15 protein-coding genes are annotated in these 20,831 nt (G+C 71.1%); 4 read left to right on the top strand and 11 right to left on the bottom strand.

What is annotated here, in order from left to right:
- Window positions 1-61: 61 nt before the first annotated feature.
- From ACFHVL_RS23015 to ACFHVL_RS23005, 3 genes are read right to left on the bottom strand one after another with little or no spacing between them, the layout of a single operon-like run.
- Window positions 62-607: a hypothetical protein gene (locus ACFHVL_RS23015; RefSeq protein ID WP_416630504.1), complete on the bottom strand. Its 546-nt coding sequence runs from the start codon at window positions 605-607 to the stop codon at window positions 62-64.
- Between the two features lie 51 nt (window positions 608-658).
- Entirely contained in the window at window positions 659-2,104 is a 1,446-nt protein-coding gene (locus tag ACFHVL_RS23010; RefSeq protein WP_416630503.1) for a sensor histidine kinase, read from the bottom strand.
- Complete coding sequence (locus tag ACFHVL_RS23005; protein ID WP_416630502.1) at window positions 2,097-2,816, bottom strand: response regulator transcription factor; 720 nt, start codon at window positions 2,814-2,816, stop codon at window positions 2,097-2,099. Before ACFHVL_RS23005 ends, ACFHVL_RS23010 begins: the two co-directional genes overlap by 8 nt.
- Before the next feature lie 202 nt (window positions 2,817-3,018).
- Between ACFHVL_RS23005 and ACFHVL_RS23000 the strand changes: the two genes are divergently transcribed.
- Window positions 3,019-4,152, top strand: coding sequence for a hypothetical protein (locus ACFHVL_RS23000; RefSeq protein ID WP_416630501.1), 1,134 nt, complete (start codon window positions 3,019-3,021; stop codon window positions 4,150-4,152).
- A 54-nt stretch (window positions 4,153-4,206) separates the two neighbouring features.
- On the opposite strand, the gene ACFHVL_RS22995 is transcribed toward ACFHVL_RS23000, so the two are convergent.
- Together ACFHVL_RS22995 and ACFHVL_RS22990 are read right to left on the bottom strand one after the other, a co-directional pair.
- Window positions 4,207-6,615, bottom strand: a complete 2,409-nt coding sequence (locus ACFHVL_RS22995; protein WP_416630500.1) for a Tex family protein — start codon at window positions 6,613-6,615, stop codon at window positions 4,207-4,209.
- A 151-nt stretch (window positions 6,616-6,766) separates the two neighbouring features.
- On the bottom strand, window positions 6,767-7,456 hold the full coding sequence (locus tag ACFHVL_RS22990) for a GOLPH3/VPS74 family protein (RefSeq protein WP_416630499.1): 690 nt from the start codon (window positions 7,454-7,456) through the stop codon (window positions 6,767-6,769).
- A gap of 214 nt (window positions 7,457-7,670) precedes the next feature.
- Here ACFHVL_RS22990 and ACFHVL_RS22985 point away from each other — a divergent pair, with 214 nt between their 5' ends.
- Window positions 7,671-9,185 (top strand): deoxyguanosinetriphosphate triphosphohydrolase family protein, encoded by a 1,515-nt coding sequence (locus ACFHVL_RS22985; RefSeq protein WP_416630498.1) that lies wholly within the window; start codon window positions 7,671-7,673, stop codon window positions 9,183-9,185.
- 29 nt (window positions 9,186-9,214) lie between these two features.
- Here the strand turns inward: ACFHVL_RS22985 and ACFHVL_RS22980 are convergent, their stop codons facing one another.
- From ACFHVL_RS22980 to ACFHVL_RS22965, 4 genes are all read right to left on the bottom strand, one after another.
- Entirely contained in the window at window positions 9,215-9,547 is a 333-nt protein-coding gene (locus tag ACFHVL_RS22980; protein ID WP_416630497.1) for a zinc ribbon domain-containing protein, read from the bottom strand.
- Window positions 9,548-9,642: 95 nt separating this feature from the next.
- On the bottom strand, window positions 9,643-10,041 hold the full coding sequence (locus tag ACFHVL_RS22975) for a PaaI family thioesterase (RefSeq protein WP_416630496.1): 399 nt from the start codon (window positions 10,039-10,041) through the stop codon (window positions 9,643-9,645).
- Between the two features lie 40 nt (window positions 10,042-10,081).
- Window positions 10,082-10,330: a hypothetical protein gene (locus tag ACFHVL_RS22970; RefSeq protein ID WP_416630495.1), complete on the bottom strand. Its 249-nt coding sequence runs from the start codon at window positions 10,328-10,330 to the stop codon at window positions 10,082-10,084.
- Window positions 10,331-10,332: 2 nt separating this feature from the next.
- The gene (locus tag ACFHVL_RS22965) at window positions 10,333-11,241 is read right to left on the bottom strand and encodes an acyltransferase family protein (RefSeq protein ID WP_416630494.1); all 909 of its coding nucleotides are present in this window, start codon (window positions 11,239-11,241) and stop codon (window positions 10,333-10,335) included.
- Window positions 11,242-11,431: 190 nt separating this feature from the next.
- On the opposite strand from ACFHVL_RS22965, the gene ACFHVL_RS22960 reads away from it, so the two are divergent.
- On the top strand, window positions 11,432-13,765 hold the full coding sequence (locus tag ACFHVL_RS22960; RefSeq protein ID WP_416630493.1) for a putative bifunctional diguanylate cyclase/phosphodiesterase: 2,334 nt from the start codon (window positions 11,432-11,434) through the stop codon (window positions 13,763-13,765).
- Here the strand turns inward: ACFHVL_RS22960 and ACFHVL_RS22955 are convergent.
- On the bottom strand, window positions 13,741-14,292 hold the full coding sequence (locus ACFHVL_RS22955) for a hypothetical protein (protein WP_416630492.1): 552 nt from the start codon (window positions 14,290-14,292) through the stop codon (window positions 13,741-13,743). The two genes, ACFHVL_RS22960 and ACFHVL_RS22955, sit on opposite strands and share 25 nt — an antisense overlap.
- Window positions 14,293-14,599: 307 nt before the next feature.
- On the opposite strand from ACFHVL_RS22955, the gene ACFHVL_RS22950 reads away from it, so the two are divergent.
- Window positions 14,600-15,772, top strand: a complete 1,173-nt coding sequence (locus tag ACFHVL_RS22950; RefSeq protein ID WP_416630491.1) for a hypothetical protein — start codon at window positions 14,600-14,602, stop codon at window positions 15,770-15,772.
- Between the two features lie 11 nt (window positions 15,773-15,783).
- Here the strand turns inward: ACFHVL_RS22950 and hrpA are convergent, their stop codons facing one another.
- Entirely contained in the window at window positions 15,784-19,758 is a 3,975-nt protein-coding gene (gene hrpA / locus ACFHVL_RS22945; protein ID WP_416630520.1) for an ATP-dependent RNA helicase HrpA, read from the bottom strand.
- Between the last annotated feature and the right edge of the window lie 1,073 nt (window positions 19,759-20,831).

Raw genomic sequence — 20,831 nt, 5'->3', positions numbered from 1 at the left:
GGTCGCGCTGCTCCACGCCCATCCGGCGGCCGCCACTACTGGGGCTGCCCGTAAGGTCGGGTCACTCCGCTTTCGGCTGACGCACGACCCGGGCGGCCAGGTCGGCACCGTCGCGGAGCCCGGCCACGCCGACCTCGGCATCGACGTCCAGGCTGGACAGCTCCACCTCGTCGCCGTCGTCGACCACCCGGCATTCGTCGGCGCAGGTCCAGTCGAGGACGAAGCCGTCCGACGACTCGACGGCGATCGTGGTGCCGTCGACGGACTGGACCGTGCCACGTTGCATGACGATGGTGCGGGGGCCGTCGTCGGTCTGCACGGTCAGCTCGCCGTGCAGCCTGGCGCCGTGTAGCCCGGCCGCGCCGCGCGGCCCGCCACCGTGCCGCCCCGACCACCGGCCGGGGAATCCGTCCCGCCAGCCTGGATGCTCGTCGCCGGCGAAGTCGAAGTCGCCGTAGTCGAGGGTGTCCACCGCCGCGACAGCGACGGGATCCACCCCGTCGGGCCCGTCGGTCGTCCGGCTGACCCCGCAGCCGGTGAGCGCCAGCAGGGTGACCGCCCCCGCCGCGGTGCCGACCAGTGCTGTCCTGCCAAGTAAATGTCTCATGAGGCAAGCTTCGGCGGTGCCGGCGAAGGTCCGGTCAGGATGATGTTCGGATCAGGTAAGGCCGTCGGCCCGGCCGGGAGCCGTCGGCCGGCGCGGCAGGCGCACGGTGAAGGCGGCGCCGCCACCGGGGGAGTGTCCGGCGATGATCTGGCCGCCGAGACGTCGAGTGAGCCCGGCGGCCAGCGCCAGGCCGATCCCGGAGCCGACCGACCGTTCGCCCCGGTACCGGTGCTGCAACGCGCCGCGCTCGAAAATCACCGCCAGGTCGTCGTCGGTGAAACCGGGGCCGTCGTCGTGCACCTGGATTGCGACGGTGTGTGGGTCCGCGGCGACCGTGACCGGCGGTACGCCGAGCCGCACCGTGCCGCCGGCCGGCACCACTCGCAGCGCGTTGTCCAGCAGGATGTCGAGGACCTGTCGCAGCCGACCCGGGTCGGTGCGGACCAGCACGGGTGTCGTCGGCGGCGACGCGGTCAGTGTCACGCCGTTGCCGGTGAACCGGGGCCGCCAGGCGTCGACCGCGTCGGTCAGCACCGTGCCGAGGTCCACCTCGGTCAGCTCCAGGGCGAAGTCGGAGGCCTCCAACCGGGCCAGTGCCAGCAGGTCGCTGACCAGCCGGTCCAGCCGGTGCGCCTCGCCGAGCATGATCCGGCCGGTCTGCGCGGCGTCGTCGACGTCGACCACGCCGTCGGCGATCGCCTCGGCGTAGCCACGCAGGGTGGTCAGCGGGGTCCGCAGCTCGTGCGAGATGGAGAGCAGAAAGTCGCGTTGCCGGGCCTCGCTGACGGCGAGCGCGGCGGTGAGATCGTTGAGCGCGTGGGCCAACTGTTCGGCCTCGACCGGTGGTTCGACCGGCACCCGTACGGTGCGGTCGCCGGCCCGCAGCCGGACCGCGGCGTCGGCGGCGGCCCGGATCGGTCGGGACAGCCGGGCGGCGAGCAGCACCCCGGCGATCAGCCCGGCGGCCAGCCCGGCGGCCAACGCCAGCCACAGATTGCTCCAGACGAGCCGGCCGGCACCGGCGCGCAGCGGCTGGACCAGTACGAAGGCCGTCCCGTCGGCGAAGGGACGGCCTTCGAGCAGGACCGGCTGCCCGTCGACGCGGACCGGTCGCCGCTGGCTGACCGGTTCGCCGGCGGCGAGCCGGCGTACCACCGCGGCCGGCAGTCGCGGCGGCGCCGCCGCACCACGGTCGACGTACAGCAGTTCGACGCCTTGTCCGTCGAACTTGGCGGCCAGCCGGCCGGCCAGCGCCGCGCGGTCGGTGCCGGCGGCGTCGGCGAGGACCACTTCGACCAGGTCGGCTCTGGCGGCGAGGGCCGCTCGGGCTCCCCGTTCGGTGCCCCGGACTCCGAGCGGGATCGCGACCGCCGCGGTGACCAGCACCGACAGGACGGCGACGGCGCAGGCGACGCCGACCGTACGTGCGGTGAGGGTACCGGTGAGCCGGTGCCCAGTGGACCGAGGCTGGCCGGCGGCGTGGCCGGGGTCAGCCATCGGCGGTGTATCCGACGCCGCGTACCGTCCGGAGCACGCCGGCTGCTTCGCCAAGTTTCGCCCGCACCTGGGCGATGTGCACGTCCACGGTGCGGGTGCCGGCGTGGGCGGCGTACCCCCAGACGGCGGCGAGCAGTTCGTCGCGGGTGAAGACCCGGCCGGGTCGGCGGATCAGGTGTGCCAGCAGGTCGAATTCGGTGGAGGTGAGGGCGACCGGGCCCTGCGCGGCGGTGACGGTACGTCGGGCCGGGTCGAGGGCGATGGGGCCGAGCGTGTGCACCGGTTCGGCGTCGGGTGGGCCGAGGGCGCGGCGGCGGATGGCGCGGACCCGGGCGACCAGTTCGCGCGGGCTGAACGGCTTGGTGACGTAGTCGTCGGCGCCGAGTTCCAGCCCGACGATCCGGTCGGCCTCGTCGTCGCGGGCGGTGAGGAAGATGACCGGGGTCCAGTCGCCGTCGGCGCGCAGTTGCCGGCAGATCTCGGTGCCGGACATCCCAGGCAGCGCGATGTCCAGCACGCAGAGGACCGGGCGGAGCCGACGGGCGGCGGCGAGCCCGGCGGGCCCGTCGGCGCAGGTGTGCACACCGAAGCCGTCGCGGGTCAGGTAGAGCCGGATCAGGTCGGAGATGGGGCGTTCGTCCTCGACGACGAGGACCAGTCCGCAGCTGTCCCGGGCGGGGGAGGGCGGGTCCGGCGCGTGTGCGGTGGTCACCGTCCAATCATGGCGCGGTCCGGCCACTACGACATCAGGTTCCGGTACGGATCAGGTAAAAGTCGCTGGTGGCGGGTGATTCCCGGATTGTCAGCCGGACCGAATGCCGCATCAAATCAGATCACGGTCAATAACTGTACGCGCACAATATGTGTTCACTAGGCTGAGTCGCATAGTCCGCTCAATAGATGGAGGTGGATCAGTGTTTGTCCGCACTGGTTCCAGTCCCGGTCGTGCGCACCCGCTCCGGGGCATCGCCCAGCGGGGCGTTGCCCTGCTCGCCGCGGCGCTTCTGGCGGTCACCGCCGCTCTTGCCGGGGCGGTACCGGCCCAGGCGGCGGTCCCCGACCGGTGGGGGTTCGCCTATCTGCAGACCCCGACCCCGGCACCCGGCACCATTCTCGAAACCACCCGCCAGTGGGGCGGCTGGAAGGCCGGCGCTCCCGCACTGTGGGCCACCGTCGACCAGATCGGCATCGGTCGCTACCGGGTGAGGTTCCCGTTGACCGCCTCACTCAACGGTGCCGCCCATGTCACCGCGGTCGACAACGCCCCCCGCTGGTGCCAGGTATTCCAGACCTTCCCGTCCGGCACTGACCAGATCGTCATCGTCCAGTGCTACCGACCTGGCGGAGCACCGGACAACTCCCGGTTCGTCGTCGACTACACCGCCGCCTCCGGGGTGCTGCCACCCGGCCCGGACGCGTTCGGCTACGTCAAGGCGAACCCGGTCGGTGGCCTCATCTCCTCCTACAACTCCGTTGGTGCCGGCAATCTGGTCAGCCAGCTCGGCACCGGCTTCTACGAGGTGAGACTCAACGGCCTCGGCACCGCCCTGCTGGACGGCAACCTGCAGGCCACCGCCGAGCATCCGAACCTGCCGCGCCGCTGCAAGATCGCCAGATGGACCTCCACCGGCGGCACGATCCTGGCGTACGTGTTCTGCTTCGACCCCGCCGGAGCGATGGCCGACAGCTTCTTCAACCTCACCTACCACCGGCAGCGGCCGATCTTCGGCGCGGTCGGACCACCCAACCGCTTCGCCTACCTCTGGAGCCCGGCGCTCGGGGGCGCCACCGACTTCAACTCCGCCGGCGGGGTCAACAGCATCATGGTCTCCGGTGTCGGGCAGTACCTGGTGACCCTGCCGCTGGTCGGTTTCCGGATGACCACGGTGCAGGTCACCGCCTTCGGCACCACCCCGGACTACTGCAACCTGCAGGCACCCTGGCTCCTGTCCGGCAGCACGGTCTTCGTCCGCAACGTGATCTGTTTCAACGCGGCCGGGGCCCAGACACCGAACAACTTCTTCCTCACCTACTCGTCCAACGTCTGACCGGGCGGGTCGGGGCGGGTGACCACCCGCCCCGACCCCGCGCACGGGTTGGAATCAGGCCAGGCCCGCCCGGCGCAACGCGTCGGCGAGCGCGCCGTCGGGCTGGCCGCCGCCCGCCCGGCCGCCACCGGAGGACTGCCGGCCGCCACCGGCACCGCCCCGGCCACCCGGCTGACCGCCCTTGCCCCGCTGGCCGTCGCGGCCCTGCTGGCGGGGTTGACCGCCCCGGCCCTGACCGCCCCCGGCCACGCCGTCGCGCTGGCCCGGGGCCCGGCCGCTGCCCGGTTCGTCGTCCAACCGCAGCGTCAACGAGATCCGCTTGCGCGGCGCGTCCACGTCGAGCACCTTCACCCGCACGATGTCGCCGGGCTTGACCACCTCCCGGGGATCCTTGACGAACGTCTTCGACAACGCGGACACGTGCACCAGACCGTCCTGGTGCACCCCGACGTCGACGAACGCGCCGAACGCGGCCACGTTCGTCACCACGCCCTCCAGGATCATCCCGGGGCGCAGGTCCGCCAGGGTCTCCACCCCGTCGGCGAAGGTCGCGGTGCGAAACGCCGGCCGAGGATCCCGGCCGGGCTTCTCCAACTCGGCGAGGATGTCGGTGACGGTCGGCAGACCGAAGACGGAGTCGACGAACTTCTCCGGCTTGATCCGGCGCAGCGTCTTCGCGTCACCGATCAACGTCCGCAGGTCGGCCCCGGTGTCGGCGAGGATCCGCCGCACCACCGGGTACGCCTCCGGGTGCACACTGGACGAATCGAGCGGATCCTCGCCGTCGCGGATGCGCAGGAAGCCGGCACACTGCTCGAACGCCTTGGGCCCCAACCGGGCCACGGTCTTGAGCGCGGCCCGGGACCGGAACGGCCCGTTGGCGTCGCGGTGCAGCACGATGTTCTCCGCCAGCCCGGCACCGATGCCGGAGACCCGGGTCAACAGCGGCGCAGACGCGGTGTTGACGTCCACCCCGACACCGTTGACGCAGTCCTCGACCACCGCGTCGAGCGAACGGGACAACTTCGTCTCGGAGATGTCGTGCTGGTACTGCCCGACGCCGATCGACCGGGGGTCGATCTTGACCAGCTCGGCGAGCGGATCCTGCAGCCGGCGGGCGATCGACACCGCGCCGCGCAGCGACACGTCCAGGTCGGGCAGCTCCTGCGACGCGTACGCCGATGCCGAGTAGACCGACGCGCCCGCCTCGGAGACCATCACCTTGGTCGGGGTCAGCTCCGGATGCCGGGCGATCAGATCGGCGACCAGCTTGTCGGTCTCCCGCGACGCGGTGCCGTTGCCGATCGCGACGAGATCCACCCGGTGCGCGGCGATCAGCTTGGCGAGGGTGTCGATGGCGGCGTCCCACTGGCGGCGCGGCTCGTGCGGGTACACCGTCTCGGTCGCCACCACCTTGCCGGTGGCGTCCACCACCGCCACCTTCACCCCGGTCCGAATACCCGGGTCCAGGCCCATCGTGGTACGGCTGCCGGCCGGTGCCGCCAGCAGCAGGTCCCGCAGGTTGGCCGCGAACACCCGTACCGCCTCGTCCTCGGCCGCCTGCCACAGCCGCATTCGCAGGTCGGCGCCGAGGTGGATCAAGATGCGGGTCCGCCAGGCCCAGCGGACCGTGTCGGCCAGCGACTTGTCCGCCGGCCGGCCCTGGTCGCCGATGCCGAACTTGCCGGCGATGATCGGCTCGTAGCTGCTCGGCCCCGGCGCGGCGTCGGCCGGCACCTCCTCCGGCTCCATGCTCAGATCGAGGACCTGCTCCTTCTCGCCGCGGAACATGGCCAGCACCCGGTGCGACGGCAGCTTGGTGAACGGCTCGGCGAAGTCGAAGTAGTCGGCGAACTTGGCCCCCTCACTCTGGCGTCCCTCGCGTACCCGGGACGTGAGCCGGCCCCGCGACCACATCCGCTCGCGCAGCCCGCCGATCAGGTCGGCGTCCTCGGCGAAGCGCTCCACCAGGATCGCCCGCGCGCCGTCGAGCGCCGCCGCCGCGTCGACCACCCCCTTGTCGGCGTCGACGTAGCCGCCGGCCACCGTCGAAGGATCCTGGCCCGGGTCGCCGAGCAGCAGCTCCGCCAGTGGCTCCAAACCGGCCTCGCGGGCGATCTGCGCCTTCGTCCGCCGCTTCGGCTTGTACGGCAGATAGATGTCCTCCAGCCGCGCCTTCGAGTCGGCCGCCATGATCTGTGCGGTCAACGCCTCGTCCAGCTTGCCCTGGCTGCGGATCGACTCCAGGATCGCGCTCCGACGTTCCTCCATCTCGCGCAGGTAGCGCAGCCGCTCCTCCAGGGTGCGCAACTGCGCGTCGTCGAGCATCCCGGTCTGTTCCTTGCGGTACCGGGCGATGAACGGCACCGTCGAGCCGCCATCGAGCAGTTCGACGGCGGCCGCCACCTGTCCCGTCCGTACTCCGAGTTCCTCGGCGATCCGTTGATCAATCGCTGTGGTCACGTCGCGTGCCCCGCTCCAACTCCCCGGCTACCGGCGGCGGTGTCCCGCCGGGCCCGATGCCTGCGACCCGTCGAGCGGGCCAGCCGGTCGACGGGGACCACGGTGCGCGGTCCGGGATGCATTCTGCCGGCTCCCGGCGACCGGTGTCGCGTCACCACGCGATCGAGGTGTCCCGCTGCGGCCACAGCCGGATCGCGGTCTTCGACCGGGGCGTCGGTGCGTCGATCGCGGCGACGACCGCGGCCAGCTGCGGATCCAGGTGGGCCGCGGTCGCCGTCAACTGGCTGCGCACGGTCGGGCCGAACATGGTGACGAACCAGCTGGCCGCGCCGGTGACGCGGACGATCTGCGCGAGTACGGCGGTCCGCCCGTCCACCGCGACCACCCGGCCCAGGGCATGCCCGAGGCGGACCCGGGGGCCGACCGCCCGGACCGGATCCATCGCCAGGAACCGGGTGACGGTCCGCCGGGTCACCGGCTGGCGGACCAATTCGGTACGCAGCACGCCGAGCGATTCGAGGTCCTCGGCGACCACGTCGGGCAGCCCGGTGCGCATCAACGCGATCCATTCCGTCACCGGCTGCCGGCGTTCCTGGCGCAGCTCGGCGAGCAGCGGATCGGCGACCGGGTCACCAAGTGGTTGCCCGTCGATGGGCACCAGCAGACCGTCGTCGTGGATCTCCGCCCGCCCGGCCAGGATCAGCGTGGCGACGGCGGTGCCGGCGAGCCCGGCCCCGAGGGGATCCCGGCCGATCATCGGCCGGCCGGTGCTGTCGTCGAGCGCGACCAGGAAGAACTCCTCGGTCAGCGTCAACTCCGACGGAGTTCGAGCACGGCGCATCGAATCGTCCCTTGCGGCGGTTTCTGGTGCGCGAGCCGAGCCGGACCGGTGCGGGCGGCCCGGCAAGAATGACCTTGCTGCAGCGTGACCTTACGACGCCGGACCAATCCGCTCAAGTCATTGCTTTGCTGGACACCGATAAATGTTCCGCCAACAGTGCCACCTACCCCCACCCCGAACGCGGAGGTGACCCTGGCCGGGTTAGCGTCTGCTGGTGGACCACCTGGCAGCTGACCCCCGTGCCCGCCGCCTGTTCGGTCGCCGGGCCGCCGCCGCCAGCGATCTGGCGGCGAGTCCGTTCCGGGCCGACCGGGACCGGATCGTCTCCTCCCCGTTCTTCGCCCGGCTGGGCGGGGTGACCCAGGTGATCAGCCCCGGTGGGTCCGGTCTGCTGGTGCACAACCGGCTCACCCACAGCCTGAAGGTGGCGCAGGTGGGCCGGGCCATCGCCGAACGGCTCACCGCCGACGAGCGGCACCGGGCGCTGCTGGGCAAGCTCGGTGGTTGCGACCCGGACGTGGTCGAGGCCGCCGCGCTCGCCCACGACCTCGGGCATCCCCCGTTCGGGCACCTCGGTGAGCGGGTACTGGACCGGGTGGCCCGGCAGCGGCTCGGCCTGCCCGACGGCTTCGAAGGCAACGCGCAGTCGTACCGGATCGTGACCAGCACCGAGATCCGCGGCGAGGCGGCGGTCGGGTTGGACCTGACCTCGGCGGTGCGGGCGGCGATGCTGAAGTATCCGTGGACCCGGCGCACCTATCCGGACCCGCACCCGAGCGGGCTGCACCCGGCGCCGCGCGGCGCGGCGGTGGCCTCGGACGACCCGTCGGTCGGCTCGGTGAAGTTCGGCGCGTACACCACCGAGGCCGCTGACCTGCGCCAGGCCCGGGAGCCGTTCGCCGGGCTGATCGATCCGTGGCAGCAGACCGTCGAGGCGTCCATCATGGATACGGCTGACGACATCGCGTATGCCATCCACGATGTGGAGGACTTCCACCGGGTCGGCGTACTGCAGCAGGGCGCGGTTGCCGGCGAACTGGTCTCCTGGCAGCGGGCCAACGCCGAGCTGGCCGCGCTGGCCGACGCCGAGATCGCCGCCACCGCGCACCGGCCGGGTCGCTCTCTGGAACGGCTCCGGCGCCAGCTGCACCGCAAGGACAGCTGGATCGCTTCCGACGAGGTCTTCGCCGCTACCGTCGAGCACGTACGGCGGGAGCTGGTCGAGGGCCTGCTGATGGTGCCGTTCGACGGGTCGATCGAGGCAGAGGAGAACATCACCCAGTTCTCCGCCCGGTGGACCCGCCGGCTGGTCGACGCGATCGGCGTCATCGCCGACCCGCCGGTGCGCTCCGGGCACGTGCTACTGGCCACCGCCCAATGGCACGAGGTGCAGGTGCTCAAGTTCGTCCACCACCGGTTCGTCCTCGCCCGCCCGGACCTGGCGTTGCACCAGCGCGGCCAGGCCGACCTGCTGGCCACCCTGGTCGACGCGTTGGCGTCCTGGCTGGCCGACCCGGAGGAACAGGCCCGGCTGCCGCGCCGCCTGCACGACCTGGTCGAGCTGGCCGAAGCCGAACTGGCCGGGCTGGTCTCCGACCCGGCCGGGGCGGCCCGTGGCCGGGCGATCGTCGACTACGTGGCGTCGCTCACCGACGGTCAGGCGGTCGCCCTGCTCGGCGCGCTAACCGGGCGGTCCGGCCAGCTGTGGACCGACGCCTTCGTGCTCTGACCCTCGTACGGTGATCCCCGTCCGCCTGATCAGTCCCGCCAGCCGTAGTCGAGATCGGCCAGGCTGGTGCCGACGGTGATCCGGGACAGGACGCTCAGCAGCGCCGCCCGCCGCTGGTCCCGGCTGACGATGTCGGCCGCGTCGGCGTTGAGCGCTACGTAGCGCTGCCAGATCTGCTGCTCGATCTCCTCGGCGTTGACCAGGTCGCGGTCACACTCCGTTTCGGGACAGGCATAGTACCGGGTGTGGTTGTCGGAGCAGGCCGGGATCAGCGCGGCGCCGCAGCACCACAACAGTCCGCGCAGGATGTAGAGGTCGGATCCGGTCTTGTCACGGTGTGCGGGGTTGACCATGATGCCCATGTCTCATCGCCTCCTGCCAGTGGGTACGGGCAAAAGCGGTGTCCGGTTCGCCGGATGGGCGCGTCGATGACGCTGGTTCGGCCCGACTGGGTGGTTCAGCGTGGCCGGCCGCCGCCGGGGCGCAGGTTCTGCAGCCGTACCTGACCTCGGGCGATCAGCTGACCGTCACTGTCGGTGATTTTGACTTCCCAGAGTTGCTGGCTGAAGCCGCGGTGCACCGGAGTGCTGACGACGATCAGTTCGCCGTCGCTGACCGCCTTGAGGAAGTCGGTCTGGTTCGACACCCCGACCACCCGGCCGTCGGCACCGAGCCACCTCGCGCCACCGAGACTCGCCGCGCTCTCCACCAGCGCGCAGTACACCCCGCCGTGCACGATTCCGAACATCTGGTGCAGCGCCGAGGTGACCGGCACCCGCAGCTGGACCCGATCTGCCGACGCCTCATCGAGTCGTACGCCGAGCAGCCCGTCCAGCCCGGTCACCACCTGGTCCATGTCAGCCTCCTGTCGAGGCCTCGTCCGCCTCGCGGCGAGCTTAGCGAGTCCGCGCGGCTGCCCCGGCTGCCCCGGTCAAGTCGGCCGAGTCGGCGTCGGGCGCATCGGCGCGCTGGTCGTTCGGCCCGGTCCGGGTGGGCCTGCTCAGCAGTCGCATCGCCGGCAACTCGACCCAGCGGTGCAGCGGCACGGCCAGCAGGTACGACCCGACCAGGAACGCCAGCGCCAGCGCGACGGCCTGTGGCGCGCTCCAGAGTCGTTCCCGGCCGACGAGGTGCATCACGGTCACGATCACCACCATGTGGACGAGGAAGAACGCGTACGACACCTCACCCAGATGGACGGCGAGCCGGTCCCGGCACCAGGAACGTTGCCCCGGATGTCGGCCAACGCGGCCGCGGGGATCAGCAGGGCGATCGTGACGACCGTCGCGGCGGTGTCCCTTGCCGAGGCCGGCAGCCAGTCGACGGCCAGGTAGTTGGCGACCCACAGCACGGTCGCCAACGGCAGGCCGGGCCCGCGCCACGCACCGCGCAGCACGAGCAGGGCCAGCACGATGCCGAGTAGGAACTCCAACCCGCGTACCGGCGGGAACACGTACACGAACCACCGTCGGTGCTCGGCCGCCACGAAGACCTCGGCGACCAGTGGCATCAGCCAGACCGCCGCCGGCAGGGCTACCACGGCGACCCGCAGTGCCACGGTGCCGAGCCGGCGCAGACCGGCGTAGAGCAGCGGGAAGGCGAGATAGAACGCGATCTCGCAGGAGAGCGACCAGGTGACCGGGTTGACACCCAGGTAGTGGACGTCCGAGGGGTGCCAGGCCTGCACCAGCAGGGCGGAGCCGACGAGTTGTTGTGGCCAGATGTCCGGTATCCGGGCGGAGACCGCCAGCCCGGCCATCGCCAGGATCAGCGCGGCCAGATGCGCCGGGTAGACCCGCACGATCCGACCCAGCCAGAACCGGCCCTTACGGTAACCGGGGCGTACCGACCAGGTGAGCACGAATCCCGACAGCACAAAGAAGACGGATACGCCAAGGTCGCCGGCGTTGAACAGGATGCCGCCGATCCGCTGGTCCTGTGGGTCGGCCAGCGGGATGAACGAGTACGCGTGCACCCCGAACACCAGCAGCGCGGCGGCGAAGCGCAGTCCGGTCAGTGACGGCAGCCGGCCCGGGGCGGGAGGAGTGGCGGGCACGACCATGCATTGTCCAGCACGGCTCGGCGTCAAACGAGGCGGTCGTTACCCGGTGCGCCAGTCATCCGCCTCCGCCGATCGGACCGGACATTGCGGCCGGTCCTGACCAGGCCGGGCAGGCGGTTGGCTTGGTATGGTGTGCGCCTGTTTGACGAATCAGTCGGTGGATGACATGTGCGCAGGGGCCCTTGTGGCGCGACCTACGGCGCCGGGGACGAGACGCGCCACCTCGTCACCGCTGCCGGCCCTGGCGTTCCTTGCCTTCGGCGTCACCGCTGCGGTCTTCTACATCGCCGTGGACACCCCACTGGTCAACGCTCTGGCGTTCGCCGTGGCCGGAATCGGCGGCACGGTCGCCGTGGTGGCGGGCCCACGCTGGCACGGCGCGCAGCCCCGGTTCGCGTGGCGGCTGCTCGCCATCGCGTGTGTGCTGTTTCTCACCGGCGCGCTGGGCCGGCCGTGGGCGGTCGAGCAGGACGGCTGGCCGGCGTTGGCCGCCGACGCGGCCACCGTGCCCGGCTACCTGTTCATGCTGCTCGGGCTGGCCGGCCTGCTGCGTACCCGGGGCCGGTTGCCGTCGCACGCGGTGATCGACGGTCTGATCGTGTTCATCGGCGCGGCGCTCTGCTCGGTGCTGCTGCTGGCGGTGCCGGCGGGCAGCATCGCGGACCGGCCGGCCCTGGTCTCCGCCCTCGCCGCGCTCTACCCGATCTTCGATGTGATTCTGGTGCTGGTGCTGGTCAGCCTGGCCTTCACCACGGCGGCTCGCCGACCGAGCTACCTGTTGCTGGTCGCCTCGATGGGTTCGCTGCTGATCGGTGACGTGCTCTACGCCATCATCGGCGTGTCCGGCCAGCTCACCGGCTCCCGCCTGCTGGACCTGCCGTTCCTGCTGGGCTTTCTGCTGATCGGGGCGGCGGCGCTGCACCCGTCCGTGGTCGAATTGGGACGTGCCGCCCGGCTGCCGGTGCAGGCCTGGTCCTGGCAGCGGCTGTTGCTGATCGGCCCGGCCCTGGCCGTTCCGTTCCTGCTGACCATCTTCGTGTCCGGCCGGTCGATGGCCGACCGGGTGGTGCTCGGTGTGGGCGGCGCGGCGATGGTGGTGCTGATGATGCTGCGGGCGGTCTCCGCCGTGCAGGGATATGCCGCCGCCCAGCGTCGCTACGAGCACCGGGCCACCCACGACCCCCTCACCGGCCTGCCGAACCGGCTGATGCTCGCCGCCGAGGTGCGTCGACTGCTCACGGTGCGGCCGCCGCAGCCGACCTGGATCTGGGTCTTCTTCCTCGACCTGGACGGGTTCAAACTGGTCAACGACTCATGGGGGCATCACGCCGGCGACCAGTTGATCGCCGAGGTGGCTGGCCGGCTGCGGGCGGCGTTGCCGACTGCGGCGACGGTCGCCCGGGTCGGTGGCGACGAGTTCGTCGTGGTCCATCTGGGGAGCCGATCCGAGGCGATCGCTCTGGCCGACCAGATCATCGACTGTGTGAACGAACCGTTGCAGATTCGTCAGGTCGAGGCGGTGATCACCGCCTCGGTGGGAATCGCCGGCACCCAACTCGGCCCGTTGCCGGACGGGGGCGGACCCCCGGTGACGGCCGACGCGTTGTTGCGGGATGCGGATACCGCCATGTACCAGGCCAAGGCGGACGGCCGAGGGCGCTGGGTGATGTTCGACGCGTCCATGCACGAACGCGTCCGGGAACGGGTGGACATCGAGCAGGCCCTGCGGGCAGCGCTGAACCAGGACGATCTGCGGCTGGCGTACCAGCCGATCGTCGACCTGGAAAGCGGCAGCCTGATCGGCGCGGAGGCCCTGCTGCGGTGGAACCACCCGGAACGTGGTGCGGTGTCGCCCGCGGTGTTCATCCCGATCGCCGAGGACACCGGGCTGATCGCACCCATCGGGCGGTGGGTGCTCGACCACTCGCTGCGTCAGCTGTCGCAGTGGCGGGCGGACGGTACGGTCAGCGCCGACTTCTGGATGTCGGTGAACGTGTCACCCCGCCAGCTCCGGGATGCGGGTCTCGCCCGCGCGTTGGACGACGCCCTGGCCCGCTACGACGTGCCGGCCGCCGCAGTGGTGCTGGAGATCACCGAGTCGGTGATGATCGATCCGACCAGCGTCATCGGCCAGGTGCTGTCCGAACTGAGGCAGCGGGGGATTCGGATCGTCGTCGACGATTTCGGCACCGGATTCTCAGCCCTCGGGTATCTGCGTAGTCATCCGGTCACCGGGGTCAAGGTGGACCGTGCGTTCGTCGCCGGGCTCGGCACGAGCGCCAAGGACGAGGAGATCGTCCGTGCGGTGGTGGCGATGAGCAGCGCGTTGCACCTCACCGTGGTCGCCGAAGGCGTCGAGACGCCGCTGCAGCAGGGCGTACTCGCCGTGTTGGGCGTCGTGTTCGGGCAGGGTGAGCTGTGGGGCGAGCCGGTGGAGCCGGCGGTGTTCGTGCAGCGGTGGGCGATGGGGCGGCAGGTGCCTGCGGAGTCGGCTCAGGTCCGCGGCGGCAACTCGTAGAGCCAGTAGGTCTGCTCGTCCATCTTGCTGGCCCGCATGCCCTCGGTCAGTGACATCAGGGTCTGCTGGATCGCCCGGCCCAGGCCGATCTCATCGTTGCGGCGGCAGATGTCCAGCGCGGCGATGCCGTTGGTGGCCGCCACCCGCTGCCACATGTCCGCGATGACCGCCTCGAACAACCCGGATCCGCGTGACTGCGGATGGATGGCGAAGAAGCCGATGTACCAGATGCGTTGCTGTGCGTACAGGTCCGGCCAACGGTGCGCGAAGTAGTCCGGTGAGATCAGTGGTAGCGAATCGAGCTCGTTGGTGAACGTGGCCAGTGCGGCCACCTGGTCGGTCCGTTGCGGGTCCCGGCCGAGATACTTCAGCACCCGCTTGTCGCTGAGTACTTCGTCGAACTCCGCGCGATGCATCACGTGTCGTTGCACTGCGGCTGTCCTGAGCTCGTCGAAGGCGCTGGTGTACAGCTGCCACACCGCGTCGGACAACTCGGGCGGGATGCTGGTGTCGACCTCTATGTACATGACCACCCCTCCGGGCCGCACCGGACGGTGGTGGGGGTGAGGCGCGGCCCTACCTCCTGAGTATGGGTGACAGTTGAGCGTTAGATCAGGACGGCCCCGGACTCTGACGCGACGGCTTACCGACCGCCATGCCTCCGATCCTTTGTGGAAGGCACAGCGGGGCGTCCGGGAGTGGGCGCACTGATGATGGCCTGACGCACCTCATCCGACTTCTCACCAGGGAAACCGATCCAAAGGCCGCTTCGATCCGTACCTCGGAACAGGCACTTCCAAGGCAGGTGCCCGACGAGCGTCGAGGAGGGCCGACATGCAGCGACCGGCACAGGGGGAGCAGCCCGCCGCGATCGACCTCGGTCTCGTGGACCGCCCGGAACAGACCCGGCTGTCGCCGGGACCGGTGACACCTGTGGCCGAGGCGGTCGATCCGTCCGTTTCGTTTGTCGACGACGGGCCGGTGGCCGGGCGGTCGCCCTGGCTGCCGCCACCGTCGTGGCTGGCCAGGGAGCTGGACCGGCCCGAACTGGGCACCCCCGCCGTGCCGTTGTTCGACCGCGAGGCGACCGGGCCCGCCGAACCACAACGCCCCCGGCGTGGCCCACGCCGGTACCTGCTGATTCTGGCTGGATTCCTCGCCTTGTTCCTGCTCGGAGCCCTCGTCGGTGCCGGCGTGGTGGAGACGATGCGCAGCGACACCGGTGACGCGACCGCAGCGCCGCCCGGTGATGCCGCCGGCGGACAGCCCGGCGGCGCTGATCCGCTGCTCGGCGGCGGCCCCGCTGACGCCACCGAACCCGCTACCGAACCCGAACCCGCTACCGAACCCGCTACCGAACCCGAACCCGAACCCGAACCCGAACCTGAACCCGCCACCGAACCACTTGTCACCGGACCCCTCGGTGAACTGCGGGAGGCCAGGTTCGATCTGGTCAGCGGCACTTCCACGGTGAACGTTCGAGTCAGCGACCTCGGCGACGAGCTGTACCGGGTGTCCACCCCGATCGACGCCGACGTGCGACCCCGGGTGATCGCCGACGGGAAGGACATCCAACTGCACCTCGTACCCAGCGGGCAGCCCGGCCCCGGCGTCGTCGACATCGAACTGCACTTGGCGGTCCGCTGGCAGTTGCGGCTGACCGGTGGTGTCACCCAGCACACCATCGACCTGAGCGGTGCCGACATCGCCGGCGTCGACATCGCCGGTGGCGCCGTCCGCATCGACCTGACCGTGCCCACACCGCAGGGCACCATGCCGATCCGGATGACCGGCGGGGCCAACCAGTTCCTGATCACCGCGCCGGACGGGGCACCGGCCCAGGTCCGCTTCGGTGCCGGAGCGGGCGGCGCCACCATCGACGGCCGCGACCGGGACGGCATCGCCCGCGACGAGGTCTTCACCGGCCAGGACTGGGCCGCGGCAACCGACCGCTACGACATCGACGTCGTCGCCGGAGTCTCCGTGTTCACCCTGCAACGGAACTGACGGGCGGGCGACTACTCGGCCTGCTCCGCGTCGTCCATCACCCGGTAGATCCGCTGCTCAGACACCGGATAGGGGGTGCCGAGCGCCTGAGCGAACACGTTGACCCGCAGCTCCTCGATCATCCAGCGGATCTGCCGGGCCGCCTCGTTGCCCCGTCGTGCTGGCGGCAGTCCGTCGAGCAGTTGTTGATACTCACGGCTCACCGCATCGATCCGGGCCTGCTGATCGCGGTCCCGTTTCGGGTTCTGCCCCAGCCGGTCCAACCGGCGCTCGATCGCGGTGAGATACCGGGGCAGATCCGTCAGCCGCGAATACCCGGTCGCCGTCACGAACCCCGGATAGACCAGCGCGGCGAGCTGGCCACGGATGTCACTCAACGCCGCCACCAGGGACAGATCGGCGGTACGCCCGAGCCGCTGCTCCACCGCGTACGCCACCGTCAGCACCTGGCGCACCCGGCCCACCACCTCAACGGTCGTGTCCACCAGACCGGCGCGGACCCGCTCCCGCAGCGCCGCGAACCCGTCGGCGTCCCACGCCGGGCCACCGGCGTCGGCCATCAGCTTGTCGACCGCCGCCCCGGCGCAGTCCTCCAACAGCTCCACGACGCTGCGGTACGGATTGCGGCTCAACGCCAACTTGTCCTGGTTGGACAGACGGCCGGCGACGAACTTCGCCGGTGACGGCAGACCGAGCAGCAGCAGCCGGCGGGTGCCGGCCCACATCGACCGGTCCCGGGCACCGGCGCCGTCGAACACCCGAACCGCCACCGAGTCGCCCTCGTCGACCAGACCCGGGTACGCGGTGACCCGGTAGCCGACCCGGTCCTGCTCCACGCTGCGTGCCAGCGCGCCGATGCTCCAGTCCCGCAGCCCGCGCCGCTCCACGTCGGGTGCGGCGGCCGCCACCACCTTGCGTACCTGCTTGGTCAGCTGGCGGCGCAGCGCGGCCAGGTCCTTGCCCTCGGCGACCGTCTTGCCGTCGGGGTCGACCACCCGGAAGGTGACCCGCAGGTGCGCCGGCAGCCGGTCGAGCTCCCAGGCGTCGTGCGGGACCAGCACCCCGGTCATCCGGCGCAGCTCACGGGCCAACGCGTCCAGCAGCGGTTCCTGACCAGGGACGATGGCGGCCAGTGCCGCGCGGGCGAAATCCGGCACCGGCACGAAGTTGCGGCGCAGCTGCTTGGGCAGCGTACGGATCAGCGCCACCACCAGCTCCTCGCGCAACCCCGGCACGTGCCAGCCGAAACTGTCGTCCGGCACCTGGTTGAGCATCGCCAACGGGACGTCGACGGTCACCCCGTCGGTGTCGGTGCCCGGTTCGAAGCGGTACGTCAACGGCAACGCGATGCCGTCCGAATGCCACTCGTCGGGATAGTCGGCCGGATCGACCCGCCCCTTGCCCTGGTTGACCAGCATGTCCCGGTCGAAGGTCAGCAGGTCGGGCCGGTCCCGGCGGGTCTTCTTCCACCAGGCGTCAAAGTGCCGGCCGGAGACGACGTCGGCGGGCAGTCGCTGGTCGTAGAACTCGAACAGGGTTTCGTCGTCGACCACGATGTCCCGGCGGCGGACCCGTTCCTCCAACTCGCCGACCTCGTCGAGCAGCGCCCGGTTGTCGTGGAAGAACCGGTGCGGGGTGTGCCAGTCGCCCTCGACCAGAGCGTGCCGGATGAACAACTCCCGACTCAGCACCGGATCGACCCGGCCGAAGGCGACCTTGCGGCCGGCGGCCAGCGGGACGCCGTACAAGGTGACCTTCTCGTACGCCATCACCGCCGCCTGCTTCTTCTCCCAGTGCGGCTCGCTGTACGAGCGCTTCACCAGGTGCCCGGCGAGCGCCTCCACCCACTCCGGCTCGACCTTTGCGACGGTGCGGGCCCACAGGCGGGACGTCTCCACCAGCTCGGCGGCCACCACCCAGCGCGGCGGCCGGCGGGCCAGCGCCGAGCCGGGGAAGACCGCGAACCTGGCGTTGCGGGCACCCACGTACTCCGGCTTCGCCGGGTCCTTCAGACCGACGTGCGACAGCAGGCCAGTCAGCAGCGACTGGTGTACGGCGGTCGGCGGCGCCGGCTCACCGCCCCGGTCCACCGGCACGTCCATCCCGCGCAGCACCTGACGGATCTGGCTGTGGATGTCCTGCCACTCGCGAACCCGCAGGTAGTTGAGAAACTCGGCGCGGCACATCCGGCGGAACGCGCTACTGGACCGTTCCTGCTGCTGTTCCCGCAGGTAGCGCCACAGGTTGAGGTAGCTGACAAAGTCCGACTCGGGGTCGGCGAACCGGGCATGTGCCTGGTCGGCCTGGGGCTTCTGCTCAGCCGGCCGCTCCCGAGGGTCCTGGATGGACAACGCGGCGGCGATCACCGCGACCTCGTCGACGCAGCCGTTGCCCTCGGCGGCCAGCACCATCCGACCCAGCCGGGGGTCCACCGGCAGCTGGGCCAGCCGCCGGCCGACTGCGGTCAGCTGCGGCGGCAGGCCCGGCGCCGGCGGCTCGATCGCCCCCAACTCGTGCAGCAGGGCCAAACCGTCGGCGATCTGCCGGCGGTCCGGCGGCTCCACGAACGGAAACGCGGCGATGTCGCCCAACCCGACCGCGGTCATCTGCAGAATCACCGAGGCAAGATTGGTGCGCAGGATCTCCGGCTCGGTGAACTCCGGCCTCGACTCGAAGTCGGCCTCGTCGTACAGCCGGATGCAGACCCCGTCGGAGGTCCGACCGCAGCGGCCCTTGCGCTGGTTGGCCGACGCCTGCGACACCGGCTCGATCGGCAGCCGCTGCACCTTCAACCGGTTGCTGTACCGGGAGATCCGCGCCGAACCCGGGTCGATCACGTACTTGATGCCCGGCACGGTCAGCGACGTCTCGGCCACGTTCGTGGCCAGCACCACCCGCCGGCCCTGGTGCGGCTGGAAGATCCGGTGCTGCTCGGCGGCGGACAACCGGGCGTACAGCGGCAGGACCTCGGTGTCGCGCAGCCGGGGGCGGTTGGCGACCAGCTTGCCCAGCGCGTCGGCGGTGTCGCGGATCTCCCGCTCGCCGCTGAGGAAGACCAGGATGTCGCCGGGGCCTTCGTCGGCGAGCTCCTCGACCGCCTCGCCGATACCGTCGATCTGGTCGACGGTGACGGTGCCCGGCGTGGCGTCGGGGTCGTCCGGGTCCGTCGTCTCGTGCAGCAGCGGCCGGTAACGCACCTCGACCGGATAGGTACGCCCGGAAACCTCGACGATCGGCGCCGGCGGCCGGCCCGGCTCGCTGAAATGGTCGGCGAAGCGCTGCGGGTCGATCGTCGCCGACGTGATGATCACCTTGAGGTCGGGGCGCCGGGGGAGCAGCTGCTTGAGGTAGCCGAGGATGAAGTCGATGTTCAGGCTGCGTTCGTGCGCCTCGTCGATGATCAACGTGTCGTACTGGCGCAGCATCTTGTCGTGCTGCAGCTCGGCGAGCAGAATGCCGTCGGTCATCAGCTTGACCAGGGTCCGGCCGCCGACCTGATCGTTGAACCGGACCTTGTAGCCGACCACCTCGCCCAGTTCGGTGCCGAGCTCCTCGGCGATCCGGTCGGCGACCGTGCGGGCCGCCAACCGGCGCGGCTGGGTGTGCCCGATCAGCCCCCGCACGCCACGCCCCAGCTCCAGGCAGATCTTCGGGATCTGGGTGGTCTTGCCGGAGCCGGTCTCACCCGCGACGATCACCACCTGGTGGTCGCGGATCGCCGCCGCGATGTCGCCGGCGCGTTCACTGACCGGCAGCCCGTCCGGGTAGCGGACCTGCGGCACGGCGGCACGTCGCCGCTGGATCGCCTGCTGGGCCGAGGCGACCGCGGCCGCGATCTCGTCGATCGCCGACTGCCGGGCCTGCGGATCCCGGACCTTGCGCACCCCGTCGAGACGCCGGTGCAGCCGCCGTTCGTCACGAAGAGTCAGCTCGGGGAGGAGTTTCAGCAGTTCAGGGGCGGAGCGCGCGGCGGAGGGCGGGTTCATGGCGCTGACCACGATACCCGCCGCTGCTCGCCGGGTCGCCTGGGTTTCACCCTGCCGCGTCGAGCAGGCGCTCCAGGGTGGTACGGGTCGGCAGGTGCGCCAGCAGGTGGCGGACGCTGCCTCGACCTGCTCGAACACGTAGTTCGCGAGACTGGTCAGCGCGCCCCGGAAGCCTGCCAGCTCCAGCGCGGGCAGCCGGCCCGCCCGGTCCTGGTAGCCGGCCACCAGCGCCCGCGTGCCCGCGACATTGATCTGGCCGGCCGGGTCGACGGTCCAGTCCAGCAACGCGTTGGCCAACTCCCATGCCGGCGGCTGACCGCCGGCATGTTCCCAACCGAGTACGACGATTCGGCCGTCGCGGTCGAGCCGGGTCTGCGCCGGTCCGAGCGTGTTGTGCGTCAGCACCGGCTCGGGTGCCGGTTCGTCCCGGCCGATGCTGTCGAGGTCGACCAGGTTGGGCACCGCCGCCTGCAGTGCCGCAGGCCAGGTGCCGGCTGTGGCAGCGGCGGCAGTGCCGGTTGTGGTGGCGGTTGTGGTGGCGGTTGTGGCGGTGGCGGCGAGGTCGGCCCAGCTGAGCTTGTTCAATCGGACGGCGTGCCACGGGCTGATCCGGTCCACTGGCAGTTCGAGCCCGTGGATCGCGGCCAGCGCGCCGCCTACCGAGCGGGCGACGGCCGCGCTCACCGGCGCCGCGAGTGCCGGCCCGGCCGGCAGGTGCTCGCACGCCCGCCAGCGGTGCCCACCGATCGACTCGATGATCTCGCCGGTGCGGCTGCGTACCGGTGCCGGCAGCAGCAGGCCTGTCGCAGCGGCGGCCAGCTGCAGCGCGGTATCGGTCTCGGCGTCGACGATCGGCCACCAGGTGTCCATGGTGCGCACCAGCCAGCTGCCCCGGTCGGTGCTGACCGACCAGCGGCGACCCATGTCGTCGGGCCGGGCCAGGGAGCGCATCGGGCCAGCGACGCTGCCGAGGTCGAAGCGGTCCGCGATGGCCTGGGCGAGTGCCGGGTCGGCGGTGTCGGCCCGCCCACCCATCCGGTCCACCTCGGCTTTGAAATCCGGCCAGGTACGGA

Origin of the sequence: Micromonospora sp. LOL_023, assembly GCF_048060115.1 — a bacterium.
Classification (GTDB): Bacteria; Actinomycetota; Actinomycetes; order Mycobacteriales; family Micromonosporaceae; genus Micromonospora_E.
Note: the sequence above shows the minus strand (reverse complement) of the source record. Positions and strands in the feature narration are given on the sequence as shown.